26 protein-coding genes are annotated in these 24453 nt (G+C 52.4%); 18 read left to right on the top strand and 8 right to left on the bottom strand.

From position 1 onward, the window contains the following. Positions 1-112: 112 nt before the first annotated feature. Together sppA and ABDW36_RS15520 are read left to right on the top strand one after the other, a co-directional pair. Complete coding sequence (gene sppA, locus ABDW36_RS15525; RefSeq protein WP_343702836.1) at positions 113-1870, top strand: signal peptide peptidase SppA; 1758 nt, start codon at positions 113-115, stop codon at positions 1868-1870. Positions 1871-2088: 218 nt separating this feature from the next. After that, positions 2089-2628, top strand: coding sequence for an ORF6N domain-containing protein (locus tag ABDW36_RS15520; protein ID WP_343702835.1), 540 nt, complete (start codon positions 2089-2091; stop codon positions 2626-2628). Between the two features lie 267 nt (positions 2629-2895). On the opposite strand, the gene ABDW36_RS15515 is transcribed toward ABDW36_RS15520, so the two are convergent. Further along, positions 2896-3237, bottom strand: coding sequence for a hypothetical protein (locus ABDW36_RS15515; RefSeq protein WP_343702834.1), 342 nt, complete (start codon positions 3235-3237; stop codon positions 2896-2898). A gap of 301 nt (positions 3238-3538) precedes the next feature. Between ABDW36_RS15515 and ABDW36_RS15510 the strand changes: the two genes are divergently transcribed. The 4 genes from ABDW36_RS15510 (at position 3539) to ABDW36_RS15495 (ending at position 6408) form a co-directional block, all read left to right on the top strand. Next, on the top strand, positions 3539-4612 hold the full coding sequence (locus ABDW36_RS15510) for an ABC transporter permease (protein ID WP_343702833.1): 1074 nt from the start codon (positions 3539-3541) through the stop codon (positions 4610-4612). A 58-nt stretch (positions 4613-4670) separates the two neighbouring features. Beyond that, positions 4671-5231, top strand: a complete 561-nt coding sequence (locus ABDW36_RS15505) for an SRPBCC family protein (RefSeq protein ID WP_343702832.1) — start codon at positions 4671-4673, stop codon at positions 5229-5231. 51 nt (positions 5232-5282) lie between these two features. Continuing rightward, entirely contained in the window at positions 5283-5831 is a 549-nt protein-coding gene (locus tag ABDW36_RS15500; RefSeq protein ID WP_343702831.1) for an SRPBCC family protein, read from the top strand. Between the two features lie 79 nt (positions 5832-5910). Continuing rightward, positions 5911-6408 carry a DUF2911 domain-containing protein gene (locus ABDW36_RS15495; RefSeq protein WP_343702830.1) on the top strand — a complete coding sequence of 166 codons (498 nt, stop codon included), beginning with the start codon at positions 5911-5913 and terminating at the stop codon, positions 6406-6408. Between the two features lie 71 nt (positions 6409-6479). Here the strand turns inward: ABDW36_RS15495 and bioA are convergent, their stop codons facing one another. Further along, positions 6480-7766, bottom strand: a complete 1287-nt coding sequence (gene bioA / locus ABDW36_RS15490) for an adenosylmethionine--8-amino-7-oxononanoate transaminase (protein ID WP_343702829.1) — start codon at positions 7764-7766, stop codon at positions 6480-6482. Positions 7767-7943: 177 nt separating this feature from the next. Here bioA and ABDW36_RS15485 point away from each other — a divergent pair, with 177 nt between their 5' ends. Genes ABDW36_RS15485 through ABDW36_RS15470 form a run of 4 tightly spaced genes read left to right on the top strand, consistent with a single transcriptional unit; the run spans position 7944 to position 10227 of the window. Then, positions 7944-8243 (top strand): GNAT family N-acetyltransferase, encoded by a 300-nt coding sequence (locus ABDW36_RS15485; protein WP_343702828.1) that lies wholly within the window; start codon positions 7944-7946, stop codon positions 8241-8243. A 14-nt stretch (positions 8244-8257) separates the two neighbouring features. Next, positions 8258-8623, top strand: coding sequence for a hypothetical protein (locus tag ABDW36_RS15480; protein ID WP_343702827.1), 366 nt, complete (start codon positions 8258-8260; stop codon positions 8621-8623). Further along, positions 8620-9492, top strand: a complete 873-nt coding sequence (locus ABDW36_RS15475; protein WP_343702826.1) for a pirin family protein — start codon at positions 8620-8622, stop codon at positions 9490-9492. Before ABDW36_RS15480 ends, ABDW36_RS15475 begins: the two co-directional genes overlap by 4 nt. 30 nt (positions 9493-9522) lie before the next feature. Then, entirely contained in the window at positions 9523-10227 is a 705-nt protein-coding gene (locus ABDW36_RS15470) for a DNA alkylation repair protein (RefSeq protein WP_343702825.1), read from the top strand. Here the strand turns inward: ABDW36_RS15470 and ABDW36_RS15465 are convergent. The 5 genes from ABDW36_RS15465 to map all read right to left on the bottom strand — a co-directional run bounded on the left by ABDW36_RS15465 (position 10224) and on the right by map (position 15411). Then, entirely contained in the window at positions 10224-11093 is an 870-nt protein-coding gene (locus ABDW36_RS15465) for an aldose 1-epimerase family protein (RefSeq protein ID WP_343702824.1), read from the bottom strand. The genes ABDW36_RS15470 and ABDW36_RS15465 overlap by 4 nt on opposite strands. Positions 11094-11123: 30 nt before the next feature. After that, the gene (locus ABDW36_RS15460; protein WP_343702823.1) at positions 11124-12302 is read right to left on the bottom strand and encodes a DUF5009 domain-containing protein; all 1179 of its coding nucleotides are present in this window, start codon (positions 12300-12302) and stop codon (positions 11124-11126) included. A 107-nt stretch (positions 12303-12409) separates the two neighbouring features. Further along, positions 12410-13657, bottom strand: a complete 1248-nt coding sequence (locus ABDW36_RS15455) for a S41 family peptidase (RefSeq protein ID WP_343702822.1) — start codon at positions 13655-13657, stop codon at positions 12410-12412. Positions 13658-13707: 50 nt separating this feature from the next. After that, entirely contained in the window at positions 13708-14448 is a 741-nt protein-coding gene (locus ABDW36_RS15450; RefSeq protein ID WP_343702821.1) for an outer membrane beta-barrel protein, read from the bottom strand. Between the two features lie 198 nt (positions 14449-14646). Beyond that, positions 14647-15411, bottom strand: coding sequence for a type I methionyl aminopeptidase (map, locus tag ABDW36_RS15445; RefSeq protein ID WP_343702820.1), 765 nt, complete (start codon positions 15409-15411; stop codon positions 14647-14649). Between the two features lie 103 nt (positions 15412-15514). Between map and ABDW36_RS15440 the strand changes: the two genes are divergently transcribed. From ABDW36_RS15440 to ABDW36_RS15415, 6 genes are all read left to right on the top strand, one after another. Next, positions 15515-16246 (top strand): LytTR family DNA-binding domain-containing protein, encoded by a 732-nt coding sequence (locus ABDW36_RS15440; protein ID WP_343702819.1) that lies wholly within the window; start codon positions 15515-15517, stop codon positions 16244-16246. Between the two features lie 10 nt (positions 16247-16256). Continuing rightward, positions 16257-18146 (top strand): histidine kinase, encoded by a 1890-nt coding sequence (locus ABDW36_RS15435; protein WP_343702818.1) that lies wholly within the window; start codon positions 16257-16259, stop codon positions 18144-18146. A 197-nt stretch (positions 18147-18343) separates the two neighbouring features. Beyond that, positions 18344-18682, top strand: a complete 339-nt coding sequence (locus ABDW36_RS15430) for a hypothetical protein (protein WP_343702817.1) — start codon at positions 18344-18346, stop codon at positions 18680-18682. 21 nt (positions 18683-18703) lie between these two features. Next, the gene (locus ABDW36_RS15425) at positions 18704-19186 is read left to right on the top strand and encodes a hypothetical protein (protein WP_343702816.1); all 483 of its coding nucleotides are present in this window, start codon (positions 18704-18706) and stop codon (positions 19184-19186) included. A gap of 135 nt (positions 19187-19321) precedes the next feature. Then, on the top strand, positions 19322-20026 hold the full coding sequence (pepE, locus tag ABDW36_RS15420) for a dipeptidase PepE (RefSeq protein ID WP_343702815.1): 705 nt from the start codon (positions 19322-19324) through the stop codon (positions 20024-20026). A 107-nt stretch (positions 20027-20133) separates the two neighbouring features. Next, on the top strand, positions 20134-21597 hold the full coding sequence (locus ABDW36_RS15415; protein WP_343702814.1) for a Gfo/Idh/MocA family oxidoreductase: 1464 nt from the start codon (positions 20134-20136) through the stop codon (positions 21595-21597). Between the two features lie 62 nt (positions 21598-21659). Here the strand turns inward: ABDW36_RS15415 and ABDW36_RS15410 are convergent, their stop codons facing one another. Next, entirely contained in the window at positions 21660-22367 is a 708-nt protein-coding gene (locus ABDW36_RS15410) for an NUDIX domain-containing protein (RefSeq protein ID WP_343702813.1), read from the bottom strand. A 142-nt stretch (positions 22368-22509) separates the two neighbouring features. Here ABDW36_RS15410 and ABDW36_RS15405 point away from each other — a divergent pair, with 142 nt between their 5' ends. Both ABDW36_RS15405 and ABDW36_RS15400 read left to right on the top strand, forming a co-directional pair. After that, positions 22510-23661 (top strand): aldose epimerase family protein, encoded by a 1152-nt coding sequence (locus tag ABDW36_RS15405; protein WP_343702812.1) that lies wholly within the window; start codon positions 22510-22512, stop codon positions 23659-23661. A gap of 172 nt (positions 23662-23833) precedes the next feature. Then, positions 23834-24400 carry a sigma-70 family RNA polymerase sigma factor gene (locus ABDW36_RS15400; RefSeq protein WP_343702811.1) on the top strand — a complete coding sequence of 189 codons (567 nt, stop codon included), beginning with the start codon at positions 23834-23836 and terminating at the stop codon, positions 24398-24400. The last annotated feature ends 53 nt before the right edge of the window (positions 24401-24453 follow it).

Below are 24453 nucleotides of genomic sequence, written 5' to 3'. Positions count from 1 at the left end.
TTTGACGGCCCAAAAGTAGCCATATTCCGTATTTTTGAAAAAAATAATGAAGATTTCGAAATTTGGGCCGGTATCTTTACCCAAATCCAGCATCTAAACTAACAACAAGAACATGCGCAGTTTCCTAAAGTTTTTCCTCGCTTCCTTTGTAGCCCTTATCGTTTTTTCCATTGTCGCTTTTCTCTTTATGCTGATGATCATTGCCAGGGTGGCCGCCTCTGGCGACAAGGTGACCGTAGGCCCCAATGCCGTGCTGGTGATAGACCTCAGTGAATCTTTCAACGAGCAGCGGAAAGTGGAAAATGCGGTGGTGGCTTACATGTCAGGCAAATCTGCCGAAAAACCGGGGCTGTTTGACGTGGTACGCCTCATCAACAAAGCAGCGAAAGACGATAAAGTGAAAGGCATTTACCTCAAGGCAGAGGGCAACGGCAACGGCTATGCCGCCAGTGAAGAGCTGCGCCGCGCCATCGTGGAGTTCAGGCAAAGCAAAAAGTTTGTAGTGGCGTATGCGGAGCAAATGTCACAAAACGCTTATTACCTGGCCTCTGCGGCAGACAAGGTATATCTTCATCCTAAAGGCATGATAGACTTCAGCGGTTTTTCCATTACCATGATGTATCTCAAGGGTACCCTGGAAAAGCTGGAAATACAGCCGCAGATCTTCTACAACGGCAAGTTCAAAAGCGCTACGGAGCCGCTGCGCGAAACAAAGATGACCGAAGCCAACCGCATACAGACCACCGCTTTCCTGGGCGAGCTGTACGGAGAGTTCCTGCAGAAAGTTTCCGCTTCCCGCAAGATAGATACTGCCACCCTGCACGGTTACGCCAACCAGGGCCTCATACAGGAACCGGCTGACGCGGAAAAATATAAACTGGTAGACGCCCTGAAGTATAACGACCAGGTGATGGACGATATCAAACGCCTGCTGAACCTGAAAGGAGACGAAAAAGTGAACTTTGTGTCCCTTAACAGCTACGACAAGGCCAACAACCTCTACGAGATGAACGGCAACATTGCGCTCATCTATGCCGAGGGGGATATTACCGGCGGCCACAATGAAGAGCCTACCGGCATTGCCAGCGAAGACTATATCAAGATCATCCGCGAAGTGCGGCAGGATAAAGACATCAAGGCCATTGTATTCCGTGTGAACTCTCCCGGCGGCAGCGCCCTGGCATCTGAAGGCATCTGGCGGGAACTGAGCCTGGCGCGCAAAAGCAAACCGGTGATAGTGAGCATGGGAGACTATGCGGCTTCCGGCGGTTATTATATTTCCTGCATGGCAGATTCCATTTTTGCGGAACCCAACACGCTCACCGGCTCTATTGGTGTATTTGCCGTGTTGCCCAACATGCAGGGCTTTTTCAATAATAAGCTGGGCGTGACCTTTGACGGCGTCAAAACGGCTGAGTATGCAGACCTTGGCAGCGCCAGCCGCCCGCTCACAGAGAAGGAAAAACAGATCATCCAGCGCTCTGTAGATACTATTTACGCTACTTTCAAACACCGCGTTACCGAAGGCCGCAAGCTGGATGCCTCCGTGGTGGATAGCATTGCGCAAGGCCGGGTGTGGACGGGCATACAGGCGCATAAAATGGGCCTGGTAGACCGCCTGGGCGGCATTAAAGACGCTATTGCCTGCGCAGCCCGCATGGCCAACCTGCCTGAGCATAAACTGGCCACTTACCCCAAGGTGAAAGATCCCTACGCCCGCATCATGAAGAGCCTGGGCAGCGAAATGCGCGCCCGCATGATACAGGAGGAGCTGGGAGAGCAATACAACCTGTACAAAACCATCAGGGAGCTGAAGCAGATGACAGGAGGGGTACAGGCAAAGCTGCCGTACAACATGGTGATTGAATAGACCAGTACATTTCTTTATAGCCGCGGCCGGTTGAGAAGCGTGTTGCTTTTTGGCCGGCCCCGGGTGTTAGGGAAAAATTGGGGCACAATCTGTGACTTCCAATTTTTTAGCGGCAGCATGGATTTTTATAATCCTTTTCAGAAACAATATCACATCTGGCATTTTCTTTATTGGTTGAATGATCTTTAATGGTACATTCATCAGAAACATTGTTTGTAATGCCTACATCCAAGAACATACCGGTTGTATCTGATGAGCTCATCATCAACAAGATTTACCTCGTAAGGGGCCAGAAAATAATGATAGACCGTGACCTGGCGGAGTTGTACGGTGTAGAAACCAAAAGGTTGAAAGAAGCCGTTCGCCGCAACATGGCCCGCTTCCCCGAAGATTTTATGTTCGAAATGAACGAAGAAGAATTCGAAAATTGGAGGACGCATTTTGCGTCCTCCAAAAAAGACCGGCAGGGGTTGCGGTATGCACCGTTTTGCTTCACCGAACAGGGCGTTACCATGCTGTCTTGCATCCTCAACAGCGAAAGGGCCATTTCTGTCAATATCCGCCTCATCCGCATTTTTGCCCGCATGCGGGAGGCTCTGCTGGCGCATAAAGACATTTTGCTGAAGCTGGAACAACTGGAAAGGAAAGTAACCGGGCATGATGAAGATATTGCCCGCATCTTTGAATGCCTGAAACAACTGTTGCATCAGCCTGAACAGCCAAGGACGCGCATTGGCTTCAAGTTAAAACATGAATAACCGCCACATTTGTTATTTCGCCGGACAAAAAACACTTCATCACGGCCAATGTAGACCTGGTGGCGCAGTTTAATGAGAACGGTTTTGAGTTGTACGGGGTCAGGGAAAGCGGGGCCTGCAAAGATCAAATGGAAAGACGCTGATACTTTGTGCACAGAAATAAGAGAAGTAGATACGCAGATGGAAGAAACCATCCGCCATGTAAAATTTTCCCTTCAATAAACAAAGTACATATAGCACTCCCCCTCAGGGGAAACAAAGAGTTTGTCATCCCTCACCGGAATACACCGGGTCCCGGTCTTCCGGGGTCAGCCTGATCACCGTGTTGCGGGTATCGTCTACCACCTTCTGGGCCTGCAGCCTTAGTCGCCGAAGCCCGTCTGCCAGTGCTTCCATGCTTTTTTCCGCAGATTCGGCTATCTCATTATGATGTTTGATAACGCTGGTGAGGCGTTTGATATGTTCGTTGATCACGTTGCAAATGATCTGCGAGGCGCTGAACGGGTCAAAGTTCTGCAGGTCATTCAGAATGTCGTCATAACAGGTGCACATTTTTTCGAGGTTGGCTGAAGGCGGAACAGCGGCGGATTGGATTTGATGATTTGCCATAATTGGTTGAGTTTTTCAGTTGCCGGCAACCCGGTTTTGGTTGATCTGTAAAGGTTTAGACTGGCGGCAATGCAGCCGCTTGCTGCAACTTAATAAAATGTGCCATTGCGCTGTGAGGTAAAATTGTTAACCAGGAGTTATTGAACAATAGGGTGAAGTGATGGCCACTTTTTTTAAAAAAAGTTTGGTTGTTGTTGCCACCTGCTTATTTGAGGAGAGGTTTTCCTTATTCGGAACGGAATATTACCTTTACTCCCTTTAAAGGGAACATATGGCAGGAAAATATAATCAGTGGAAAGCAATGTGGGCAATCACCCGGGCCAGCATACGGGGTATGTTCAGGAGTCCTTCGGCAGTAGTGTTCAGTCTTGCCTTCCCCCTCGTTTTTATACTGGTGTTCGGTTTCATCGGCGGCAGGGGCGTTTCGGTAAAAGTGGGTATAGACGCGGCGTCAGACACTACCGGCGCTATTTACGGGGCGCTGCGCAACAGCAAAGGCATACGGCTGGTTACCACCACTACCATGCCGGCAGCGCAAATGGAAGATGACCTCCGCAAAGGGCGGCTAACGGCCATTTTACGCATAGATTCCGGCGGGCAGGCGCCCATGCCCAAATACAATATTCATGTCAAAACCTCTACCGCCAGCGGCGAAAGCGCAGGCGTACTGTTCAATATACTGGGCACCAGCCTCAACGAGGTAAACGACGTAGTGTACCCGCGGCCCTCCATTGCCCGTATTACGCCGGAAGTGGTGCCGGGGAGGGCGTATAAGTCCATCGATTTTATTTTACCCGGACAACTGGGCTTTTCCCTGCTCAGCGCCGCGGTGTTCGGCACGGCTTTCCTCTTTTTCAGCCTCCGGCAAACGCTGGTGCTGAAGCGTTTTTTCGCCACCCCCATCAGCCGCATGTACATCATACTGGGTGAGGCGCTGAGCCGCCTCTTGTTCCAGTCTTTTGGCTCCGTGATCATCATCAGCATCGGTTATTTCTTTTTTGGCTTCACGCTGGTAAACGGGTTTGCCACTTTCCTGGAAATGCTGGTGCTCTGTCTCTTTGGGCTTATTGTGTTCATGGGTTTCGGTTTTATTGTAAGCGGCATTGCCAAAACGGAAAGCACCATTCCGCCGCTGGCCAATATTGTTACCCTGCCGCAATTTTTGCTGGCTGGCACCTTTTTTTCGGTAGATGTATTCCCGGCATGGCTGCAGCCTGTTTGCCGTGTTTTACCGCTCACTTACTTGAATGATGCGTTGCGCAAGGTGGCCTTTGAAGGCCTGCACCTCTGGCACCTGGGCCCGCAGCTGGCGGTACTGGTGGCCTGGGGTGTGGTGGCGTATGGAGTGGCCATAAAAGTTTTCCGCTGGGAATAGGGGATATTTGCGGGAATAAACGTAACTTAAATGTCCTCCTCAATTAAAAACACTCCTTATGCAACAAGCCTTGTTCATTATGTTGGGAGCTTTGGCTGTGCTCGTGCTGGGGTTTTTTATATTCTCCCTTTATCTTCCTTCCCGTGTAAGGGTGGAGCGTTCCCTGGTTACGGAAGCACCGGCTTCAGCAATATTCCCGTTTGTGAATGTGTTGCGCAAGTGGCCGGAGTGGTCTCCCTGGCATGCGTATGACCCGGCCATGAACTTGCAGTATACGCAAAAAGACGCCGGCGCGGGAGCGGGTTATTCCTGGCGCAGCCGGCACCGGAACGTAGGGAAGGGCAGCCTGACCATCACAGAAAGCCGGCCCAATGAGTACCTGGCCACTGAAATGAACTTCATGCAGCAGGGTACGGCCAAAAGCTGGTTCCGCTTTGAGCCGGTAGCAGAAGGTACCCTGGTTACCTGGGGCATGGAGGCAGATATGGGGCAGAACCCGCTCCGGAAGCTGATGGGGCGGATGATGGACAAATGGGTGGGCGGAGATTTTGAAAAGGGCCTGCGCAACCTGAAAAGGGTATGTGAGGCAGAACTGAAAAAGGAAAGGATCAATCACTAAAACAACAATGGGTAAAAGAAAAGCCCCGGCTTCTTTTACGTTAATACGAATATGCGATTCATCAAGATGTTTTTGGCCGCGGTGGTCATTTTAGGTACGCTGGTTTTTCTTTTATCCCTGCTATTCCCGTCTACGGCCCGGCTGGAGCGTTCGGGCTCCATTAACGCCCCGCTGGCGGAGGTGTATGCCGAAGTCAGCAACCTGGAAACGTGGCCTTCGTGGAACCCCTGGCACCCTGCCTACACCGGCCGGGGTAATATGCTGCAGCAATATTCAAAGCCTGCTGCGGGCCTCGGGGCCTGGTATACCTGGAGCAATACGGTGGGTAATGCAGCCTCCGGCAGGGCGGAAGTGGTGGCGGCAGATTCGCTGAAGGGCATTACCTATAACATGACCCACCCCGCCATGAAGCCGGTAACGGGTTATATTGAGCTGAAGCCTACTACTGACGGCCAGGGCACTGCCATTCTCTGGCGCCTGGAAACCAATGTGGGCATGACGCCCTGGTGGAAGCTGCGGGGTTTTCTGATGGACAGGATGTTTGGTGCTTCCATGGAAGACGGCCTCAACAAACTGCGGGATATTTGTGAAAAGAACTGATTTTTATGTAAGCGGTACGGTAATTGTAAGAGGAACGGCGTATTTTTCCAATATATTAAACAATCAAATCCTATTTTTTATGAAAAGCATGTTACTGGGCCTCGCCTTCCTGTTTACAGCCACCACCATCATGGCGCAGCAGAATCCGCCTAAGAGCCCGCGCGTTACCGCCTCCGGCGAAAATGTGGAAATTGCCTACGGCCAGCCTTCCAAAAAAGGCCGCAACATTTTCCCCGGCCTGGAGGCTTATGGCAAAGTATGGCGCACAGGTGCCAACAAATCCACAGATATTACATTTAAGAAAGACGCCACCTTTGGCGGCACCAAGGTAAAAGCCGGTACGTATTCATTGTTTACCATTCCCGGGGAAAAAGAGTTTACCGTGATCCTGAACAGCGTACCCAATCAGCCCGGTGCTTTTGACTATGAAAAGAACAAAGACAAGAACGTAGCGGAAGTAAAGGTGCCCCGCCAGAAAACAGCGGCTCCCGTAGAAAAGCTCACGTTCTCTTTTCCTAAAGGCGCTATGGTGTTTGAGTGGGACGATACCAAGGTAAGCGTGCCGCTGACCTTCTAGGTGAGGAAGAAATAATTGCAAAAGGCCGGCTTCAGTTGCCGGCCTTTTCTTTTTGACGTTTCGCTAATATGTTAGTTCCATTTCCCGCCGTACGCCCGCAGCATCTCCAGTACACTGGCATATACTTCGTCCAGCTGCGCGTCTGTAATACAGTAAGGCGGCAGAATATACAAGGTATTGCCCAGCGGCCGCAGCATTACCCGTTTTTCCCTGAAAAAGGCATGCAGGAAGCCGGAAAGGTCATTTATATAGCTGTCTGCCTCACCCGTCACAATTTCAAAGGCCAGTATGGTACCAAGGGAGCGCACCTGTTTCACATCTTCCTGGTAAGCCAGCTCAACGGCAAACTGCCGGTGCCGGGCCGCAATGCGTTCCCTGTTTTGCCGGCATGCCGGCTGCAGAAAAAGTTCCAGGCTGGCCAGGGCAACGGCGCAGGTAAGCGGGTTGGCCGTAAAGGAATGGCCGTGGAAGAGGGTTTTCAGCTTGTCTGAGGAAAGGAAAGCGGCATAAATATCTTCTGTACAGGTGGTGATGCCCATGGCCATGGTGCCGCCGGTAAGCCCCTTGGAAAGGGTAATGATGTCTGGCGGGGTAGATACCTGTTCCATGGCAAAGTTGGTACCCGTTCTGCCGAAGCCGGTCATGATCTCGTCTGCAATGAGCAGTATGTTTCGCTGCCGGCAGTGCTGCAGCAGTTTGTCAAGCAGGGGGGCTTCATACATGACCATGCCGCCCGCGCCTTGTACCAGCGGCTCAAAAATGAACGCGGCTGTGTCTCCGGCAAGGGCGTCTACTTCCTCCAGCAGGTGGTTGATGTTGCCTTCCGTGGGCAGGTCAAGAAAACTGACGTTGAAGAGGTAATCGTCAAAAGCACGGGTAAACACGCTGCGCGCGCTCACGCTCATGGCGCCGAAAGTATCTCCATGGTACGCATTGCGGAAGGCCAGCAGGCGGCCCCGTTTTTCGCCTTTGTTATGCCAGTACTGGATGGTCATTTTCATGGCCACCTCCACCGCCGTGGAGCCGTTGTCTGAATAGAACAGCTTTTGCTGCCGGCCTGGCAGTATAGGCAGCAGCCGTTCTGCCAGCTGTACCGCCGGCTCATGGGTGTACCCGGCAAATATGCAGTGATGCAGTTGCCGGGCCTGCTCTGCCAGCTTCTCCGTAATGTAGGGGTGGGCATGCCCGTGAATGTTGACCCACCAGCTGGACGTGGCGTCCACATAAGAGTTGCCTGCTTCATCAAACAACAGGGCCCCTTCGCCCCGTACTATGCCTATGGGCGCGGGCGCCGTCTGCATCTGGGTATACGGATGCCAGATCACCGCCTGGTCCCGCCCGCTCAAAGTTTTTTGCATGGGGCAAATGTACATGACTAAAACAAAACATACATCATATCACTAATGATGCCCGTGCAGAACCAATTCCGTAACTTTGTGTTTTATTGAATACCGGCACAGGATTTGGTCAGCACATGAAAAACCGTAACAGCCGGAGCATGTTCGTATAGTCTTCACTGTTAAAACCCGAATTTTATGGAAGCGAAGGCGCTGGAAATAACTGATAATGTGAATGCCAGGCAGTTTGAAGTAAAGGTAAACGGCCTGGTGGCGAAGCTGGAATACATGTTTGGCGGGAAAAAGATCTTCCTGACCCATATAGACGTGCCCCCGGCCCTGGCAGAAGAAGGCATGGCGGATGCCCTCATTGAAAGGGTGCTGCAGATACTGGAAGAACGGGAGCTGCGTATAGTACCCCTCAGCCCGCATGTGGCCGCCTATCTGCGGAAACACCCTGAATGGAAAAAGCTGCTGGCCCACGGCATCAACCTTTGATTAATACCCGTTATATGCCCATAGAAAATTTCGACAAACTGCACAAGCTCCACCAGGAGTGGAAAAAAGACCTGCTGCTGAGCGAAAAGGAGATCAAGTCCCTGCAGGAAGAGCTGGGAGAACTGGCCAAACAACCGCTGGAGCGAGACCAGCAGGTGAAAGTGGAACATTTCCAGAATGCGCTCATCCGCCAGAAGGATGTGGTGAACGAGCAACTGCAACTGGTCATCAAGGGAGACAAAATGATGTCTGAAGCCAATGGGGAGGATGCAGAGCTGCAAATGCTCCATAACAAGCTGCAGGAAGACATGGATATTTTTGACCGCCTGTTCGTAGAGCTGCGCGAAGAGTTCAAGACCTTCAAACGCAGTCTGCCGTGAGCGCTTACCGCAGCGTGAAAAATGTGCTGTATGCAGACCTGAAGGAAATGGGAGACGTGCCGGTACGCCAGCCTTTCCCTTCCATGCATGCAGACCGCATAGATCCTTTCCTTTTATTACATCACCTGCAGGTGCAGGTACCTGATGACAGGCCGGTGAAACATTCCGGCGTGGGGCCACATCCGCACCGCGGTTTTTCTCCTGTTACTTTTATTCTCAAAGGCGGTGTGCATCACCGGGACTCGCGTGGCAACAACAGCGTAGTATGGGCCGGCGGCACCCAATGGATGCATGCGGGCCGGGGCATTGTTCACAGCGAAAGGCCGCCCGAAGGTATTTTTGAACAGGGAGGGGAGCAGGAAATGCTGCAGCTGTGGGTAAACTCTCCCGCCGCCCGTAAAATGGAACAGCCCTCTTATTTTGCGCTGCATGCGGAAGATACGCCGGTGGTACACAGTGCGGACGGTTTGGTGAACGTACAGGTCATAGCCGGAGCGCTGAACGGTACCCGCGGGCCGGTGCCCGCCATTACCCCTGTAAACACTTTTGTGGCGCGTTTCTCCAAAGGAGGCTCGTTTTATTTTCCCCTGCCGCCTGCGCACAATGCGTTCATCTATGTGGTGAACGGCGTAGTGGAGGTAACAGGCGGCAGCATATACACCGGCCTGCATGCGGTGGTGTTCGGGAATGATGGGGAAGGCATACAGCTGGCGGCAGATGAAGACAGCCTTGTATTGATTGCTTCCGGCCAGCCGCTCAACGAAAAAATAGCCGCCAACGGGCCTTTTGTAATGAATACGGAAACGGAAGTACTGGAGGCCATGCGGGATTACCAGATGGGCAAAATGGGTATTTTGATAGAGGAATAAACGTACATTTATATAGCAAACTCCTTTACCATGACCTTACAACAAGTGCTGGACGCTATCAAGGCCTATGGCAGCGAACAAACCCGCAATACGCTCATGAAGCACGGCGCGGTAAATACTTACGGCGTGAAGGTGGCAGACCTCAAAACCCTCCAGAAGAAAATAAAGAACGATCAGGAGCTGGCCCTGCAGTTGTATGACACCGGCGTGTATGATGCCATGTACCTGGCCGGCCTGGTGGCAGACGGGGCCAAAATGACGGAGAAGCAGCTGCAGCGCTGGGTAGAAACCTCCCGCTCACAGGGCATCAGCGAATATACTGTTCCCTGGGTTGCCTCAGAGCATCCCGCCGGCTGGAAGCTGGCGTTGCAATGGATCGATTCCGGAGACGAGAAGATTGCCAGCAGCGGCTGGAGCACGCTGGGCGGCATTGTGTCAATGAAGGAAGACGACGCGCTTGACCTGCCCATGCTCGAAAAGCTGCTGAAAAGGGTGGAGAAGGAGATACACAAAGCCCCCAACCGCGTACGGTACACCATGAACGGTTTTGTGATAGGCGTAGGCACTTACGTGAACGTGCTGGAGCAGCAATCAGTAGATACAGCCCGCAAAATAGGGCTGGTAAGCGTAGACATGAACGGCACGGCTTGCAAGGTGCCTGCCGCAGAAGAATATATAAAGGCCTCCCGGAACAGGCCGGGAGGCGCCAAAAAGAAGAAAACGATCAAGTGCTAAAAGAACACCGCCGACCATTGTTTCTGGAAGATCTCTTCCGGTTTCAGCGGCATGATGCCTTCCTTTTCCTGTAGTTCCCCGGTGGCGTCTACATGGTCTGCAATGCCGCACCATGGCTCAATACATACAAAGTCTGCATCTTTTGCGCTCCAGATGCCCATATACGGGAACCCCGGAAAATGTACTTCCACGCCATGCGCCGTTTGGGCGCTGCGGATGGCAATGGCGGTAGAGGCCAGGTGCTTGAATACCAGCGCGTCTTTATAGAATAATTCCTTTTTCAGGGGCAGTTGCCGGGTTTCCTCCAGGCAGGGAAGGGGCGTGGTTGCTATTTGCCCGCCGGCTGAAAGCGGCCAAACGCCGGCCGTTTCCGTTTCGTTGAAATGCAGCGCATAGTCTTCAAAACGGGTACCGGCCACCAGCGGCACCCTGAAGGCCGGGTGGGCGCCAATGGAAAAATACATCACTTCGTCTCCCATGTTCTGCACTTCATAATTGACCAGCAGCGTAGCGTCTTGCACGGTATAGCGCACGTTCAGGCTGAAGGGGAAAGGATAGTGCTGCAGGGTGCTTTCATTGTCCTGCAGGGAAAAATTGATGCTGCTGGCCGTGTGCAGGGTAACGGTAAAGGCCATGTCACGGGCAAAGCCATGCCTGCCTAAGTGGTACTCGCGGCCGTTATAGCGGTAGGCGTTGTTTTTCAGCCCTCCTACTATGGGAAAGAGGATGGGGCTTTTTTTGCCCCAGAAGGCGGGGTCTCCGCTCCATAAATATTCCAGCTGGTGGTCTTTCCTGGTAATGCTTTGCAGCTCTGCGCCTTGTGCGCTCAACCGCACCTGTAAAAAGTCGTTCGAAATTTCTAACATGGATGTTGCAGGGTTTTTTCAACTGTAAAGTTACAGTTTCAAACGGATACCTGCTTTGGAGAGGCCGCGGGCTATCTGTATGACGATGATGGCAAAGAGGAAAGATTTCAAAAGTCCCGCTATGCCGCTCAGCCTGATAAGGCCGGTTACATGGGTGGCTGCCATGAGCGCATATACGAAATAGGGCACCAGGTAACATAACAGGGTATCTGAGCCGGCGGGCCTGATAATATTGAACCAGCGGGCTTTCTGCCGCAGGTCACACAGCCAGTACAGGGCTATGAACAGCAAGGTGGTAAGGGCGCTGCAGATCAGCACCCAGCTGGGGGTGGCCAGTATTTTGGAGATGCCCCATATGGGCCGGGTGGCAAAACCCGCGGCCATCCACACCAGGGCTATGGCAGCCAATATGCCAGTGAGCGCCTGCCAGCGGCCGGCAGCGCTGTATTGCCTGAACAGTTGAGACACTATTACGCCGGCCAGCACCAGGGAGGGCATGGCGCCATCTTCCAGCGGGTCAAGCAGCAGGCGCAGCAGGCTGCCCGGAGGGGTAAGGTGGCCATGCGCGGCCATGCTGAAGCCGGTGAACGCCAGCCAGGCCAACACATTGACCAGCAGGCTGCCGCGGCCCAGTACGTACACCAGGGCAGCTACCAGGTAAGCCCAGCCAATGAGCCCCAGGATGCCCCACCAGTAGGTAGAAAATATTTGGCCTTCTGTACCGCCGCGGCAGATATAGGCCATCAGGGCCAGGATGGCAAGGCCAATAGCCTTGAGAATGTTAACGGCTACACGGGGATATGTTGCGGGGTACTGGTTCCAGACCAGGATGAAACAAACGCAGCAGATCACGTTCCAGGCATTGCGGGAAAGGCCGGTCTGCACCTCATTCAGGTAACCCCCGTTTACCAGGAAGAGGCCCATCAGCATAAGCGCTACAGAGCGCTCCAGCACATGGCGCAGCAGCCGCAGCCGCGAATCTCCCTTTTTGATGCGGCTGGCAATGGCATAAGGGATGCTCATGCCTACTATGAAAAGAAAGGCTGGGAATACAGTATCGGCCAGGCCCATACCATCATCTTTTGCGGCGGTATGCTCCAGCCAGGAGGGAATATTGCGCAGGGTCCACAGGTCATTCACAAATATCATCAGCAACATGGTAACGGCACGCGTAATGTCAATAGAGGCAATGCGTTGGTGGATGTTCATCTAACGTGGGTTTGGTAAATCAAGATAATGAATGAAGGCGGGATTTCCCATACATAAAAAAGGAGCCGGGTGGCTCCTGTAGTGGGGGATATTCCGCTAACAACACTTTACTGACCTGTTCTGATATATTGTATTGCCCTGTCCAGGGGTGCGTCTTTTATTCCCAGCCAGGACTGTTCATCATAAGGCACTGTAATGGATGGGGGAATGCCCTTTCCTTCATAATTCCGCTTATCCAGATCAACGACCTGGCCTGATGGAGTATACACCTCTCCATAGGCAGGGTCAAAGCCAAAAGTGAATTTGCCGCCATTGTAATTAGGAGAGTCATATTTCCCGGTTAAACCACCTAATCCCCCCCAGGTTCTTTCCCCTATGATAACCGTTTTTTTGGCAGGGAGCGCTTTTAATGCAAGCGTGGTCATTTCAGCCATGCTGATAGATTGAACATCCACCAACACTATTACCGGTTTATTGAATGCTTTTCCGCCGGGTTGTGGCGTAACGATGTTTTTGACCCAGGGTGTATAGTCCAACCTGCCATTGCCGTTTTTATATTTGGAATATCCCCAGTGCAAAGGCTGATCAATTAAATGGCCTACGAGAAAATGCATATCATCCAGGCTTCCTCCGCCGTTGCTTCGCAAATCCACGATCAGTGCTGTTACACTGGCATCGTGTACATGGGAAAAGAAGCTGTCGATGACACTGCGGATGACCGCGGAATTCCTGTTTCCATAGCCGGATTTCAGTTCAAATCGATTGAATTTGATATACAAGATATTATCCGCCTCTGATTTGGGCGCGTTTTTTATTTTCCCGAACATGAATATAGTTGTATCGACAGGATTGGAAAAATAAAGGTATGTGTACGGACGCTTGAAATAAGCAGTGTTTTCATCAAAATAGTTATCGCTGATGTTGCCGTACAGTTTAAGAAGGCTGGGAGGTCTATTGTGATGACGTTTTTCAGCCGATCTTTGAATGCCTGGAGGATAGATCGTCGTTTTAGGCGAACCCAAACTACCCAGAAGTTTCAAACTGTAATGCCCATCAATTAGTCCTGATGTCATAGCACGGAAATAGTCGCGTACTTTTGATTTATCCCTGGCGGTATCCAGTTGTGCAAAAAGCGGTTTGTAAATTCTGTACATATTGTCCCAATTGGTGGTGTCAATGTCCCAGAATACATAGTTATTGTTCATGCCATTCCAGAAAGATTCAAATATATCGTTATAACCTGCAGTAGTATATTGGTTGGGCGGGTTTAACACTACCAGATTTTTTTTACAACCATAGGAACATACAATAAATGTGCTTGCTAATAAAAAAAATATATAAATAAGTCGTTGCATAAACCAAAGTTTGGAAATTAAAAATCATTCAATAACAGGATGATGGTTCTCTAGAACAACCGGTTTAGTTTAGCTAAACGATATTGATATCCAAGCGAAATGCAGATTGTTTGATTATACCGGCCCACTCTATTCAACATATAGTTTTTCTGTTGGTCGCTCTGGGAGTCATAATAGCGGCATTCAAGATATATACGGCTTAATGGACCGGGCATCCACCGTATACCTGCACCGGCCAACCAGCCGTGTTCCCGTCTGTTATCTTTCCTGTTGTCAAATTCATACTTCTCATTGTATGTCTGGCCCCCGTTCCGGCTGAATATCTTATTTGATGATGCGGGGTCCCGGTCACCTTGATTCCACATGACCGGCTGTCTGCCTTTTGTTGCAGCAGAGGACCAGTAAGCAGAATACGCCCCCAGGTTTAAAAAGCCCTGAATAACGCTGGTGCCGAAACTGAATTGGGCCATCACGGGCAATTGCCAATAATCATTGTGAAACTCCCGGAAGACTCCATCAAAATACCCGGTCCGGTATAGTTTATAGTTCTTTTGAACAAATGTTGGAGCCGTTTGCAGCGCTAGCCATTTATTTACCTCCCAGGAAACCGCAGCGGCAACTGCTATGCCGGGAAGGCCCTGATAGTTCGTGAAAAAACGGCCTGAAGCATTGGTCTGCATGCGGTTCATGCTAACGCCGCTTTCGAACCCCAGATAAATTCCTTGCGCCCTTGTGTAATGAGAACCTAATAAAAGGCAGGTACAGAGTGCGGTTAGTTTGCTTTTGATCATACAATAAATTTTGGTCGTACAAATTATTTCTAGCTGTAAACAAATGCATGTATACGTGGTAACATGCAATAACGCAAAAGGGAACAAAGTGGCTATTAAACTTGTTTAATTTTTTAAGGAGGGGCTGAACCGGAAAATAGAAAAAGGGCGCCTCATTTAATTTGAGACACCCTTTTCAGTATGGTTTCATCCGGGTTCTTAATCCCAGATGCCGTTATCTTTTGTAAGTACCACCGGCAACCCGTCCGTTACCACAATGGTATGTTCATGCTGGGCCACAAAGCTGCCGTCACGCGCTACGAGCGTCCATCCGTCCCCATTTTCATAAGCCCAGGTAGCTTTGGTGGAAATAAAAGTTTCTATGGCCACCACAGAGTTTTTGCGGAAGCGGGACTTGTTGTATGGGTCATAATAGTTGGCCACCGAGTGAGGCGCCTCATGCAGGGCGCGGCCAATGCCGTGGCCGGTGAGGTTTTTGATAACGCGGTAACCGCGGCGTTTGGCTTCGGCCTCTATTAGTCCGCCTACCATAGCTATTTTAACACCGTCCCGGATGTGGGCTATGGCCGCCTGCAGAATGCTGCGGGAAGCATCTACCAGCGCCTGGTGCTGCCGGAGGTCTTCTCCGAGTACAAAAGAACCGCCGTTGTCTGCCCAGAAGCCGCCCAGCTCCGCAGATACATCTACGTTCACCAGGTCTCCCTCGCGGAGAATGGTTTTATGGCTGGGAATGCCGTGGGCAATTTCATTGTTTACACAAATACAGGTCCAGCCCGGGAAGCCGTAGGTCAGCTTGGGTGCGGGCCTGGCGCCCATGGAGGTGAGGAGCGTGCGCCCGTAATTATCCAGTTCCGCGGTAGACATACCCGGCCGGGCATATTCCCGCATCCTTTTTAGCGTTACGGCTACTGCTTCGCTTACTTTCTGCATGCCCAGCAGTTCCGCCTGGTTTGTGATTGACATGTTTTACCGGTTAATTCCTGCAAGATACATAATGATTTCCCTAAAAAGGATATTTTAGCATCCGGAAAAACCACGCAACCTACTGGACCTAAAAAGAAACCCCGTGATCAGAGTAGTCATAATAGATGATGAGCCCGCCATCCGCAAAGACCTCCAGGCCCTTATGCAGCAGCAGGCCGGTTTTATAGTGGTGGGCGCCTGTGGCGGCATACAGGAAGCCAGGGTGCTCATACCCGCCTCACAGCCAGACCTCCTGCTGCTGGATATCTCCCTGGCAGACGGCACCGGTTTTGACCTCCTGCAGGAACTGACGCCCGCCTGCAAGGTCATCTTCATCACCGCCCACCAGCATTTTGCCATCAAGGCCATCAAGTACGGCGCGCTGGATTACCTGCTGAAGCCGGTAGACGAAGAGGAGCTGCAGCAGGCGCTGGCCCGCGTATCCCGCATGCAGGCGGCTGAACCGGCACAGCTGGCCGTAGCGAGGGAGCAGCTGAAACAGGGCGGCCTGCCGCACCGCATTGTTTTGCGCTCCCAGCAATACCTGCAAATAGTGGCTTTTGAAGAGATCATCTATTGCCAGAGTGATGCCGGGTATACTACCTTCTTCCTGACAGACGGTCGTAAAATTGTGGTGTCAAAATCCATCAAGGAATACGAAGAGCTGCTGCCGGATACCTGGTTTCTGCGGCCGCACCAGTCTTACCTGGTCAACCACCGTTTTATTGACCGGTACCATAAAGATGGTTACCTCGTGCTCCGCAACAATATAGAAATACCCGTTTCCACCCGCCGGAAAGATTTTGTGATGGAATACCTGACCGGCAACCGATAACTTTTCTGAGATGCAACGTATACCCGTACTGTTATTGCTGGTGCTGGCCGCATGCAGGCCGCAAGGCGCCTCCCGGCAGCAGGACAGCGCCGATTCGCTGATCGCTTTCATGAAAGATGAGGTCAATCCCTATTTTCATGATCACCGCCCGCGGGAGGCCGGCCATTTGCTGGATAGCCTGCTGCCCCTGGTGAAACAGGCTGCCGATTACCGCGCCACCTGCAACTGGCTGCGCTGCAAGGGCGTGCAGTACAACATGCAGAAGCAGTATGACAGCGCGCGGTATTTCATTGACCAGGCCATGCAGCTGGCCGTGCAGCAAGACTCTACCGGCAAGCAGATACTGGGCGCCAATGTGCAGATGGCAGACCTGATGCGGGAGCAGGAGCAGCATGACAGTGCCCTGCGCTATGCCAGGGAGGCCTATTACCTCGCCAAAAAAGTAGACACGCCGGGCCTGCCTATCATCTGCTTCCGTTTGTCTGAGATATACAATGACATTGGTGATGCCGCCGCCGTACGGCGTTACCTGTTTGAAGGGTATGAGCGCTGCACCCAGCCCAGGCTCAAAACAGTACTGGCCAACAGCATTTCCAAGTATTACAAGGAGGAAGGGCATACGGACTCCGCCATTCTCTTTTTCCGGGAAATGCAAAGGGATACCAGTTTCTCCAACCCGTATTTTGACGCCGTGCTGCACGAAAACCTGGGCGTGCTGCTGGTAGATGACCACAAGCCGAAAGAAGGCCTGCAGCACCAGCTGCAGGCCATGGAGATCAACCGTGCGCTGAATGAGCTGACGGGAGATTCTTACCTCAACCTGGCGGTTACCTACAGCAAGCTGGAGCAATACGGCACGGCCACCACTTACCTTGACAGTGCGCTGCACCTGGCCACTGCCGAGAAAGATCAGAACACCATTACCCGCAGCTGGAACCGCCGCGCCAACAACCTGGCCGCGCAGGGCAATTACAAGGCGGCTTTCACCGCGCTGGACAGCGCCTACGAGAGTTTTGCCGCCGAGCAGGACTCTTCCCTGGCCCTGCAAGCCCGCGAGCTGGAAACGCAATATGCCGTAAAAGCCAAAGATGACGAGATTGCGGCCCTCGCCTTTGAGAACAAGGTAAACCGCCAGATACGCCGGCAGCAACAGGTTATTATTGCGGTAATTGCCATAGCGGCCGTATTGCTGGGCATACTGGGGGTACTGCTCTGGCGCAGAAGGGCACAGCAGCTGGAGCTGCGGGAAGCCGCCCTCCGCCAGCGCCTGCTGCGCAGCCAGATGGAGCCGCATTTTATTTTCAATACCCTGAGCGTGCTGCAAAGTTTCATCCGCAGCAACGAGCGGGAAAAATCCATCAAATACCTCAACAAATTTGCCCGCCTGGTGCGCATCAGCCTTGAAAACGCCAGGGAGAGCATTGTGCCCCTCAAAGACGAGCTGGTAGCGCTGGAAAGTTACCTGAGCCTGCAGGCCATGCGTTTTGAAGGCGCTTTTGATTTCAAGATAGAGGTGTATGACCATTATGAAGAAGACGGTCTGCTGATACCGCCCATGCTGCTGCAGCCTTTTGTGGAAAACGCCATCCTGCACGGCCTGCGCCGGGTTGAGCAGGGCGGCATGGTAACCGTGCGCATCGAGCGCCGGCAGCATACCCTGCATTGTGTAATAGAAGACAACGGCAGCGGCATGCAGCCTGCTGAGGCCGGCGAAGAAAAACAATCGCTCTCCACCATTATCACCCAGGAGCGGCTGGCCATGCTCAGCAAACAAACCGGCTACCCGGCCACGCTGCAGATCACAGACAAAAAAGCGGAGAACGGCCACGGCATAAAGGTGGAGATGAATATTCCCTTCCGGAAAAGCAGCACGGCGCAGGCCGGCCGGGAAACGGCATAGCCGTTACCGGAAATTTCTATGGCGCATATCGCCACTTCCCTGAAATAATCCTCATGCATGACGCATATATCCCCCAAAAGCGCACGGATTTGAGAAAAGTCCGGGCGCTTTTGTATTATGGCTCCTTTCAACGGCGGGGCCGCGGTATGTTTGCGCCAGATCCAGCATAAACGCAACCTTATGAAAAATCTTCAACCATGACACTGGAATATAACGGCAACGTACCTACGCTCATCCAGCTGCACAACACCTTGAAAGATGCCCTGGGCAGCAAATACGAATGCAGCATTGTGCATGACCGGTGGACGGTCAATTTCTCGGGCGCGCAGTGCGTGCTGGTAAAGAAAACCGGCCTGCTGGGCATTTGCGTGGCGCTGAACGAGAAAAAGCAGCGGGTAGATGTAGACGGTATTGTACCCAACCAGGTAATTGAAAAAATATTCTTCAGCAATTTTGCCACCCGGCTGCTGCTGCTGCCGAAGTGGGGCCAGCTGGAGCAGGAAGTAGCTACGGCTATCAGGGCAAAGCTTTCGTGAGCCCTCACTATAAACATCAGTATGCCGTTCTTCCGTTTTTTCCGCAAACGAAACAGTCCATACATCCGGCCTTCCATTGAACTGGCTTCCCTGGTAGAGCGGCGTGCGGAGGAATTCAGCGCCTTTTACAAAGAGCGCTTCGGCTACCGGCTGAATTACCGGCAGGGCAGCCTGGGCATACTGGACCTGATACTGTCTGAAGCCCGTTACAGCGCGCTGTCTCCCGAATGGAAGCAGTGGCTGGCCGTACATGCCGGGGCTTACCTGTTCAGGGTAGCCTCGCAGCGGTTTCATGACTGGCCGTTGCAGTACCTCTGGTACCACCCGCTGGAGCAGCCGGTGCTGGTGGTAGGAGCTCCTGTTTTCCGCATTAGCATGCTGGCGCAGCAGGCCGTGCTGCAACGGCTGGAAGAGAGAGAAGAGCCGCCGCTGCCCGTGTTTTTTGAGCGGTTTGAAAAAGCAGTGCTGCCGGCGGCCGAGGGAGACGATCTGCTATTTATGTAGTGTTGCTATATCATCATAACATCAACCCCGCGGAAACCATGCTTTCCTTCATCCATGCTCCCGCCATTTCAGCCTGATTGTATGCCCTGATACGTAAGCTCTCCCAATCCCGGGGGAGTTTACTATTTTTGGGACATGAGAAAGATCGTTCTGGCCAGTACCTCCACCTTGTTCGGGCAGGAGTACCTCGCCTACCTGAAACCCGTTATGCAGCAGCTTTTTGCAGGCATTTCCGACATCGTTTTTATTCCTTACGCCCGCCCCGGAGGCATTTCTCACGATGACTATACGGCCCGCGCAGCGGAAGCATTCGCTACCATCGGCATAGGCGTGAAGGGGCTGCATACATTTGAAGACCCGGCCGTGGCCCTGCTGCATGCCAAAGGTTTTTTCACCGGCGGCGGCAACACTTTTCTGCTGGTTAAACAGCTGCATGAGCTGGGGCTGATGGAAGCGCTGAACGCTGAAGTGGAAAAAGGCAAGCCCTACCTGGGCGCCAGCGCCGGCAGCAACATTGGCGGCGTGAACATGCAAACCACCAATGACATGCCCATTGTATACCCGCCCAGCTTCCAGACCATGGGCCTGGTACCTTTCAATCTCAACCCGCATTACCTTGACCCGCTGCCCGGCCTGCAGCACATGGGAGAAACACGGGAAACACGCATTAAAGAGTTCCACACCCAAAGCACCATACCCGTAGTGGGCCTGCGGGAAGGCGGGTGGATCGAAGTGAACGGTACGGAAATTACCCTGCGCGGAGAGCCCGGCGCGCGTATTTTCAAAGCAGGCCATGCGCCCTATGAGCTGGAAAGCGGGGGCAACCTGGCCATCCTGTAAAGCGCTTTATACCGGCCTGCCGCCGTTCAAGAAAAAAAGCTGTGGAAACTGTAAAACTTTACTATTTTTAGCAGCTCTTTATTGTCTACGCTCAACTACAAAAAACTATGAGTTCGAACCGCAGAAACTTCCTACGCCACCTGGCCGTAGGGTCAGGCGCCCTTGCCGTGGGCCTGCCTTCTTTTGCTTCCACGCCCGCCGCTCCCTCAGACAGGGAACTGGAAAGAGCCCTGGAACAGTCAAATAAGCAGCAACGCTTCAATATGAGCGGTTATGCCGCGCCTAAAATTGACAAGGTGCGCATCGGCTTCATTGGCCAGGGCCAGCGCGGCCCCGGTGCGGTGCAACGCATGTCTTATATAGATGGCGTTGAAATTGTGGCCCTGTGTGACCTGCTGCCGGAAAGGGCTGCCAAGTCCAACCAGATAGTGACCAAGGCAGGAAGGCCTGCGGCCAAAGAATACTCCGGCGAGAATGGCTGGAAAGACATGATCAACAAGGAAAAGCTGGACCTCGTTTATATCACCACCCCCTGGGAGCTGCATACGCCCCAGGCCCTCTACGCCATGGAGCACGGTTGCCATGCCGCTTCTGAAGTACCCATTGCCCTTACGCTGGAAGATTGCTGGAAGCTGGTGGAAACCTCCGAAAGAACAAAGAAGCATTGTATGATGCTGGAAAACTGCTGCTATGACTTCTTTGAGCTGCTCACGCTCAACATGGCCCGCCAGGGCATGTTTGGTGAGCTGGTGCATGCGGAAGGCGCCTACATTCACGATCTGCGGGAGCTGAACTTCTCCAAAAAAGGCTACCAGAACATGTGGCGCCTGCGTGAGAACATCAAGCACAACGCCAACCTGTACCCCACGCATGGGCTGGGGCCTATTGCACAATGCCTGAACATTAACCGGGGAGACAAGATGGATTACCTGGTCACCATGGCCAGCAACGACTTCATGATGGCAGACATGGCCAAAGAAAAAGCCGCCACGGACCCGTTCTATAACGAATTTGTGGGCAAACGCTACCGCGGTAACATGAGCACTACCTCCGTGAAAACCGCCAAAGGCAAAACCCTCATGATACAGCACGATGTAACCACGCCGCGCCCGTATTCCCGTATTCACCTCATCAGCGGTACCAAAGGCATGGCCTCCAAATATCCCAGTCCCGAGCGCATTGCCTTCGGCCACTCCTGGATCAAGGAAGAAGAACTGGCAAAACTGAAAGAAGAATACACGCCCGAGATCATCAAACACATCGGTGAGCTGGCCAAACAAGTGGGCGGCCACGGTGGTATGGACTTTATGATGGACTGGCGCCTGATAGACTGCCTGCGCAACGGTTTGCCGCTTGACCAGGATGTGTATGACGCCGCCGCATGGAGCTGCATTGTGCCGCTCAGCGAAAAATCCATTGCCAAACGTGCCAGCAGCGTAGATATTCCGGACTTTACCCGCGGCGCCTGGAAAACCAATAAGCCGGTAGAGCTGACGCTGAAAGGCGGAGGCAATACGGGGGTGATTGGCGTGGAGAAAAAATCAGAATCCAAGCAGCTCAACGTTCACTAAAACGATCTTGTTGAAACACGGGGCGCATCCGCAAGGGTGCGCCTTTTTTTATGGCGGGCAGGTTAAACGTGGGTAGGCCTGGGAATGAAGTTGAGGAAGGCGTTGAACTTGGTCTGGTATTTCCGCTTGTCCAGCTTGTAGTAGAACGCGCCCCGTTTGGAGCTTTGTTTCTCCTTGTCTTTCTGTTTGATGAGCAGGCCGGTGGAGAGCACTTTCCGGGAAAAGTTCCGCTTGTCAAGCAGGGAGCCGTAGATGCCTTCATACAGGCTTTGCAGCTGGGGGAGGGTGAATTTTTCCGGCAGCATTTCAAATACAATGGGGTGGAAGGCGGCCTTGTAACGCAGCTTCTGTTTGGCCATCTCCACCATGTCACGATGGTCGAAAATGAGGGAAGGCAGCTTTTTCAGCGGAAACCATTCCGAGTGGTAGTCGTTATTGATCTGCTTTTTGTACTTGTTGATGTCTATCAGGCTGGAGTAAGCTATAGACACCGTTCTTTCCACGGGGTCACGGTCTATTTCGCCGAAGGCGTGGAGCTGTTCCATGTACACATCTTCCAGGCCTGTCAGTTCCTTCAGTATCCTGGCTGCCGCTTTTTCCAGGTTCTCGTCTGGTTGAACAATGCCTCCCATCAGGCTCCAGCGGCCTTTTTCGGGCTCAAAGCCCCTCTTGATCACCAATAGTTTCAGTTCCGTGCCGTCAAATCCGAATATGATGCAGTCTACCGCGAGCAACATCCTGTTCTTGCCTGCGTAGTGATTGATTTTCAAGTTTATCAGTTTTCGCGTGTGAATATTGTAGGCTAATATCGTAAAACTATAATTGTCAATTTGACTTTTTTTACTGGAAAATCCCGGATTAATTCCTGATATTTAAACGATAAATCCACGTGATCATCAAAACATTTTTCTCATGTTCAAGAAAACCGCATCTCTTATGACGATTGTTACCTGTAGCCTGCTGGCCGGCTCCGCCTGTAATAGCGCAGGACCTAAAAAAAGTGTTGCTGAAGACTCTGCCGCCGCCACCGCCGCTGCTATTGAAGTGCAGCCCTACGGGGAGGTAGACGGGCAACCGGTATCTCAGTACACGCTGGCTAATGGTAAAGGTATGATCGTTAAAGTGATCAATTACGGTGGAATTATTACGGACATTATTACGCCAGACAAGGAAGGCAAGGCGGGTAACGTAGTGCTGAGCTACGATTCCCTGGCCGGCTACCGCCAGAAGGGCAACCCGTACTTCGGTACGCTGGTAGGCCGCTACGCCAACCGCATAGCCAAGGCAAAGTTCAAAATAGATTCCGCAGAATACAAACTGGCCGCCAACAATAACGGCAACTCCCTGCACGGCGGCCTCAAGGGGTTTGACAAAGCCATCTGGAAAGCAACGCCCCTGCCCGGAGACAGCAGCCTGCTGCTGGAATATACCAGTCCTGACGGGGAAGAAGGCTACCCCGGCACCCTGCAGGCCCAGGTGATCTATACCCTCACCGCCAATAACGGCCTGAAAATAGAGTACGTGGCCACGGCAGACAAACCCACCCCGGTGAACCTCACCAACCACACGTATTTCAACCTTTCCGCCGGAAAAGACTCTACCATCCTCAACCATGTGCTGCAGCTGGACGCTCCCAGCTATACGCCGGTAGACGGTCAGCTGATCCCCACCGGCAAAATAGAGCTTGTAAAAGGCACGCCCATGGACTTCACCACAGCCAAGCGCATAGGTGACGACATTGGCAAGGTAAAAGGCGGTTATGACCATAACTGGGTGTTCGAGAAAGAAGGCCTGCAAACCGTGGGTTCCCTCTACGACCCCGGTAGCGGCAGGTTCATGACGCTGGCCACCTCCGAGCCGGGCGTACAGTTCTACACCGGCAATTTCCTGGACGGCAGCCTCAAGTATACCCGCAATGGCGCTTACTACGGCAAAAACGCCGGCCTCTGCCTGGAAACACAACATTTCCCGGATTCTCCCAACCAGCCCTCGTTCCCGAACACTATCCTGAAACCGGGAGCGCGTTATACACAAACTACTATCTATCAATTCAGCGTAAAATAAATTGTACCGCAAGGTTCGGGTTTGCTGCTGCTGGCGCATGTAACGGCGTTTGCGCAGCAAACCCTTTTTTATGGAGTACCTGCCGGAAGCTGGGCGGGCAGTAGCAACTTTAAATAATATTTTCTACCTTTCTTGCACGTAAGTCAGCTTCAACAGCATGCCTCAAAACGATATGACGCCTTCTGCTGACCAATCAGCCTGGGAGGATTTCAGAAAGGGCAACCGGCAAGCGTTTGAACGGTTGTACCGCGGGCATATCCATGGGCTGTTTGCTTATGGAATGCGTATCAGCAGTGAACAACATGTGGTGAAAGACGCCATACAGGACCTTTTTGTTGAACTCTGGAAGGGCCGTGCAGCGCTTTCTCCCGTACGCTCTGTTAAAGGTTATCTGCTCAAGGCCCTTCGTTACAAACTGCTCCGCAACAACAAGGTGCGCACCCGTTACTTTTCAGACCTGCCTGAATTGCCTGACCTGCAGAACATAGAAGCCAATATACTGGCCCGCGAAGAGGAGAGCGGCCGCCACCAGAAAGTGCGCCGCGCCATTGACCGCCTGCCCGCCCGGCAGCAGGAAGTGATCAACCTGCGCTTTTTTCATGCCTGCAGCACGGAAGAAGTGGCGGAGATCATGTCTGTCAACTACCAGTCTGCCATCAACCTGCTGCACAGGGCCATTGTGCAGCTGCGGCACTACCTCAATGCCGTCCTTTTTTCACTCTCTTTCCTGTTTTTTTAAAAAAAGTTGACGCCGGGTGAGTATCCGGCGCATGGAACATACACTTAATATTA

Origin of the sequence: Chitinophaga sp., assembly GCF_039596455.1 — a bacterium.
Lineage (GTDB): Bacteria > Bacteroidota > Bacteroidia > Chitinophagales > Chitinophagaceae > Chitinophaga.
The sequence above is the reverse complement of the archived record's forward strand: the minus strand, read 5'-3'. Positions and strand labels throughout refer to the sequence as shown.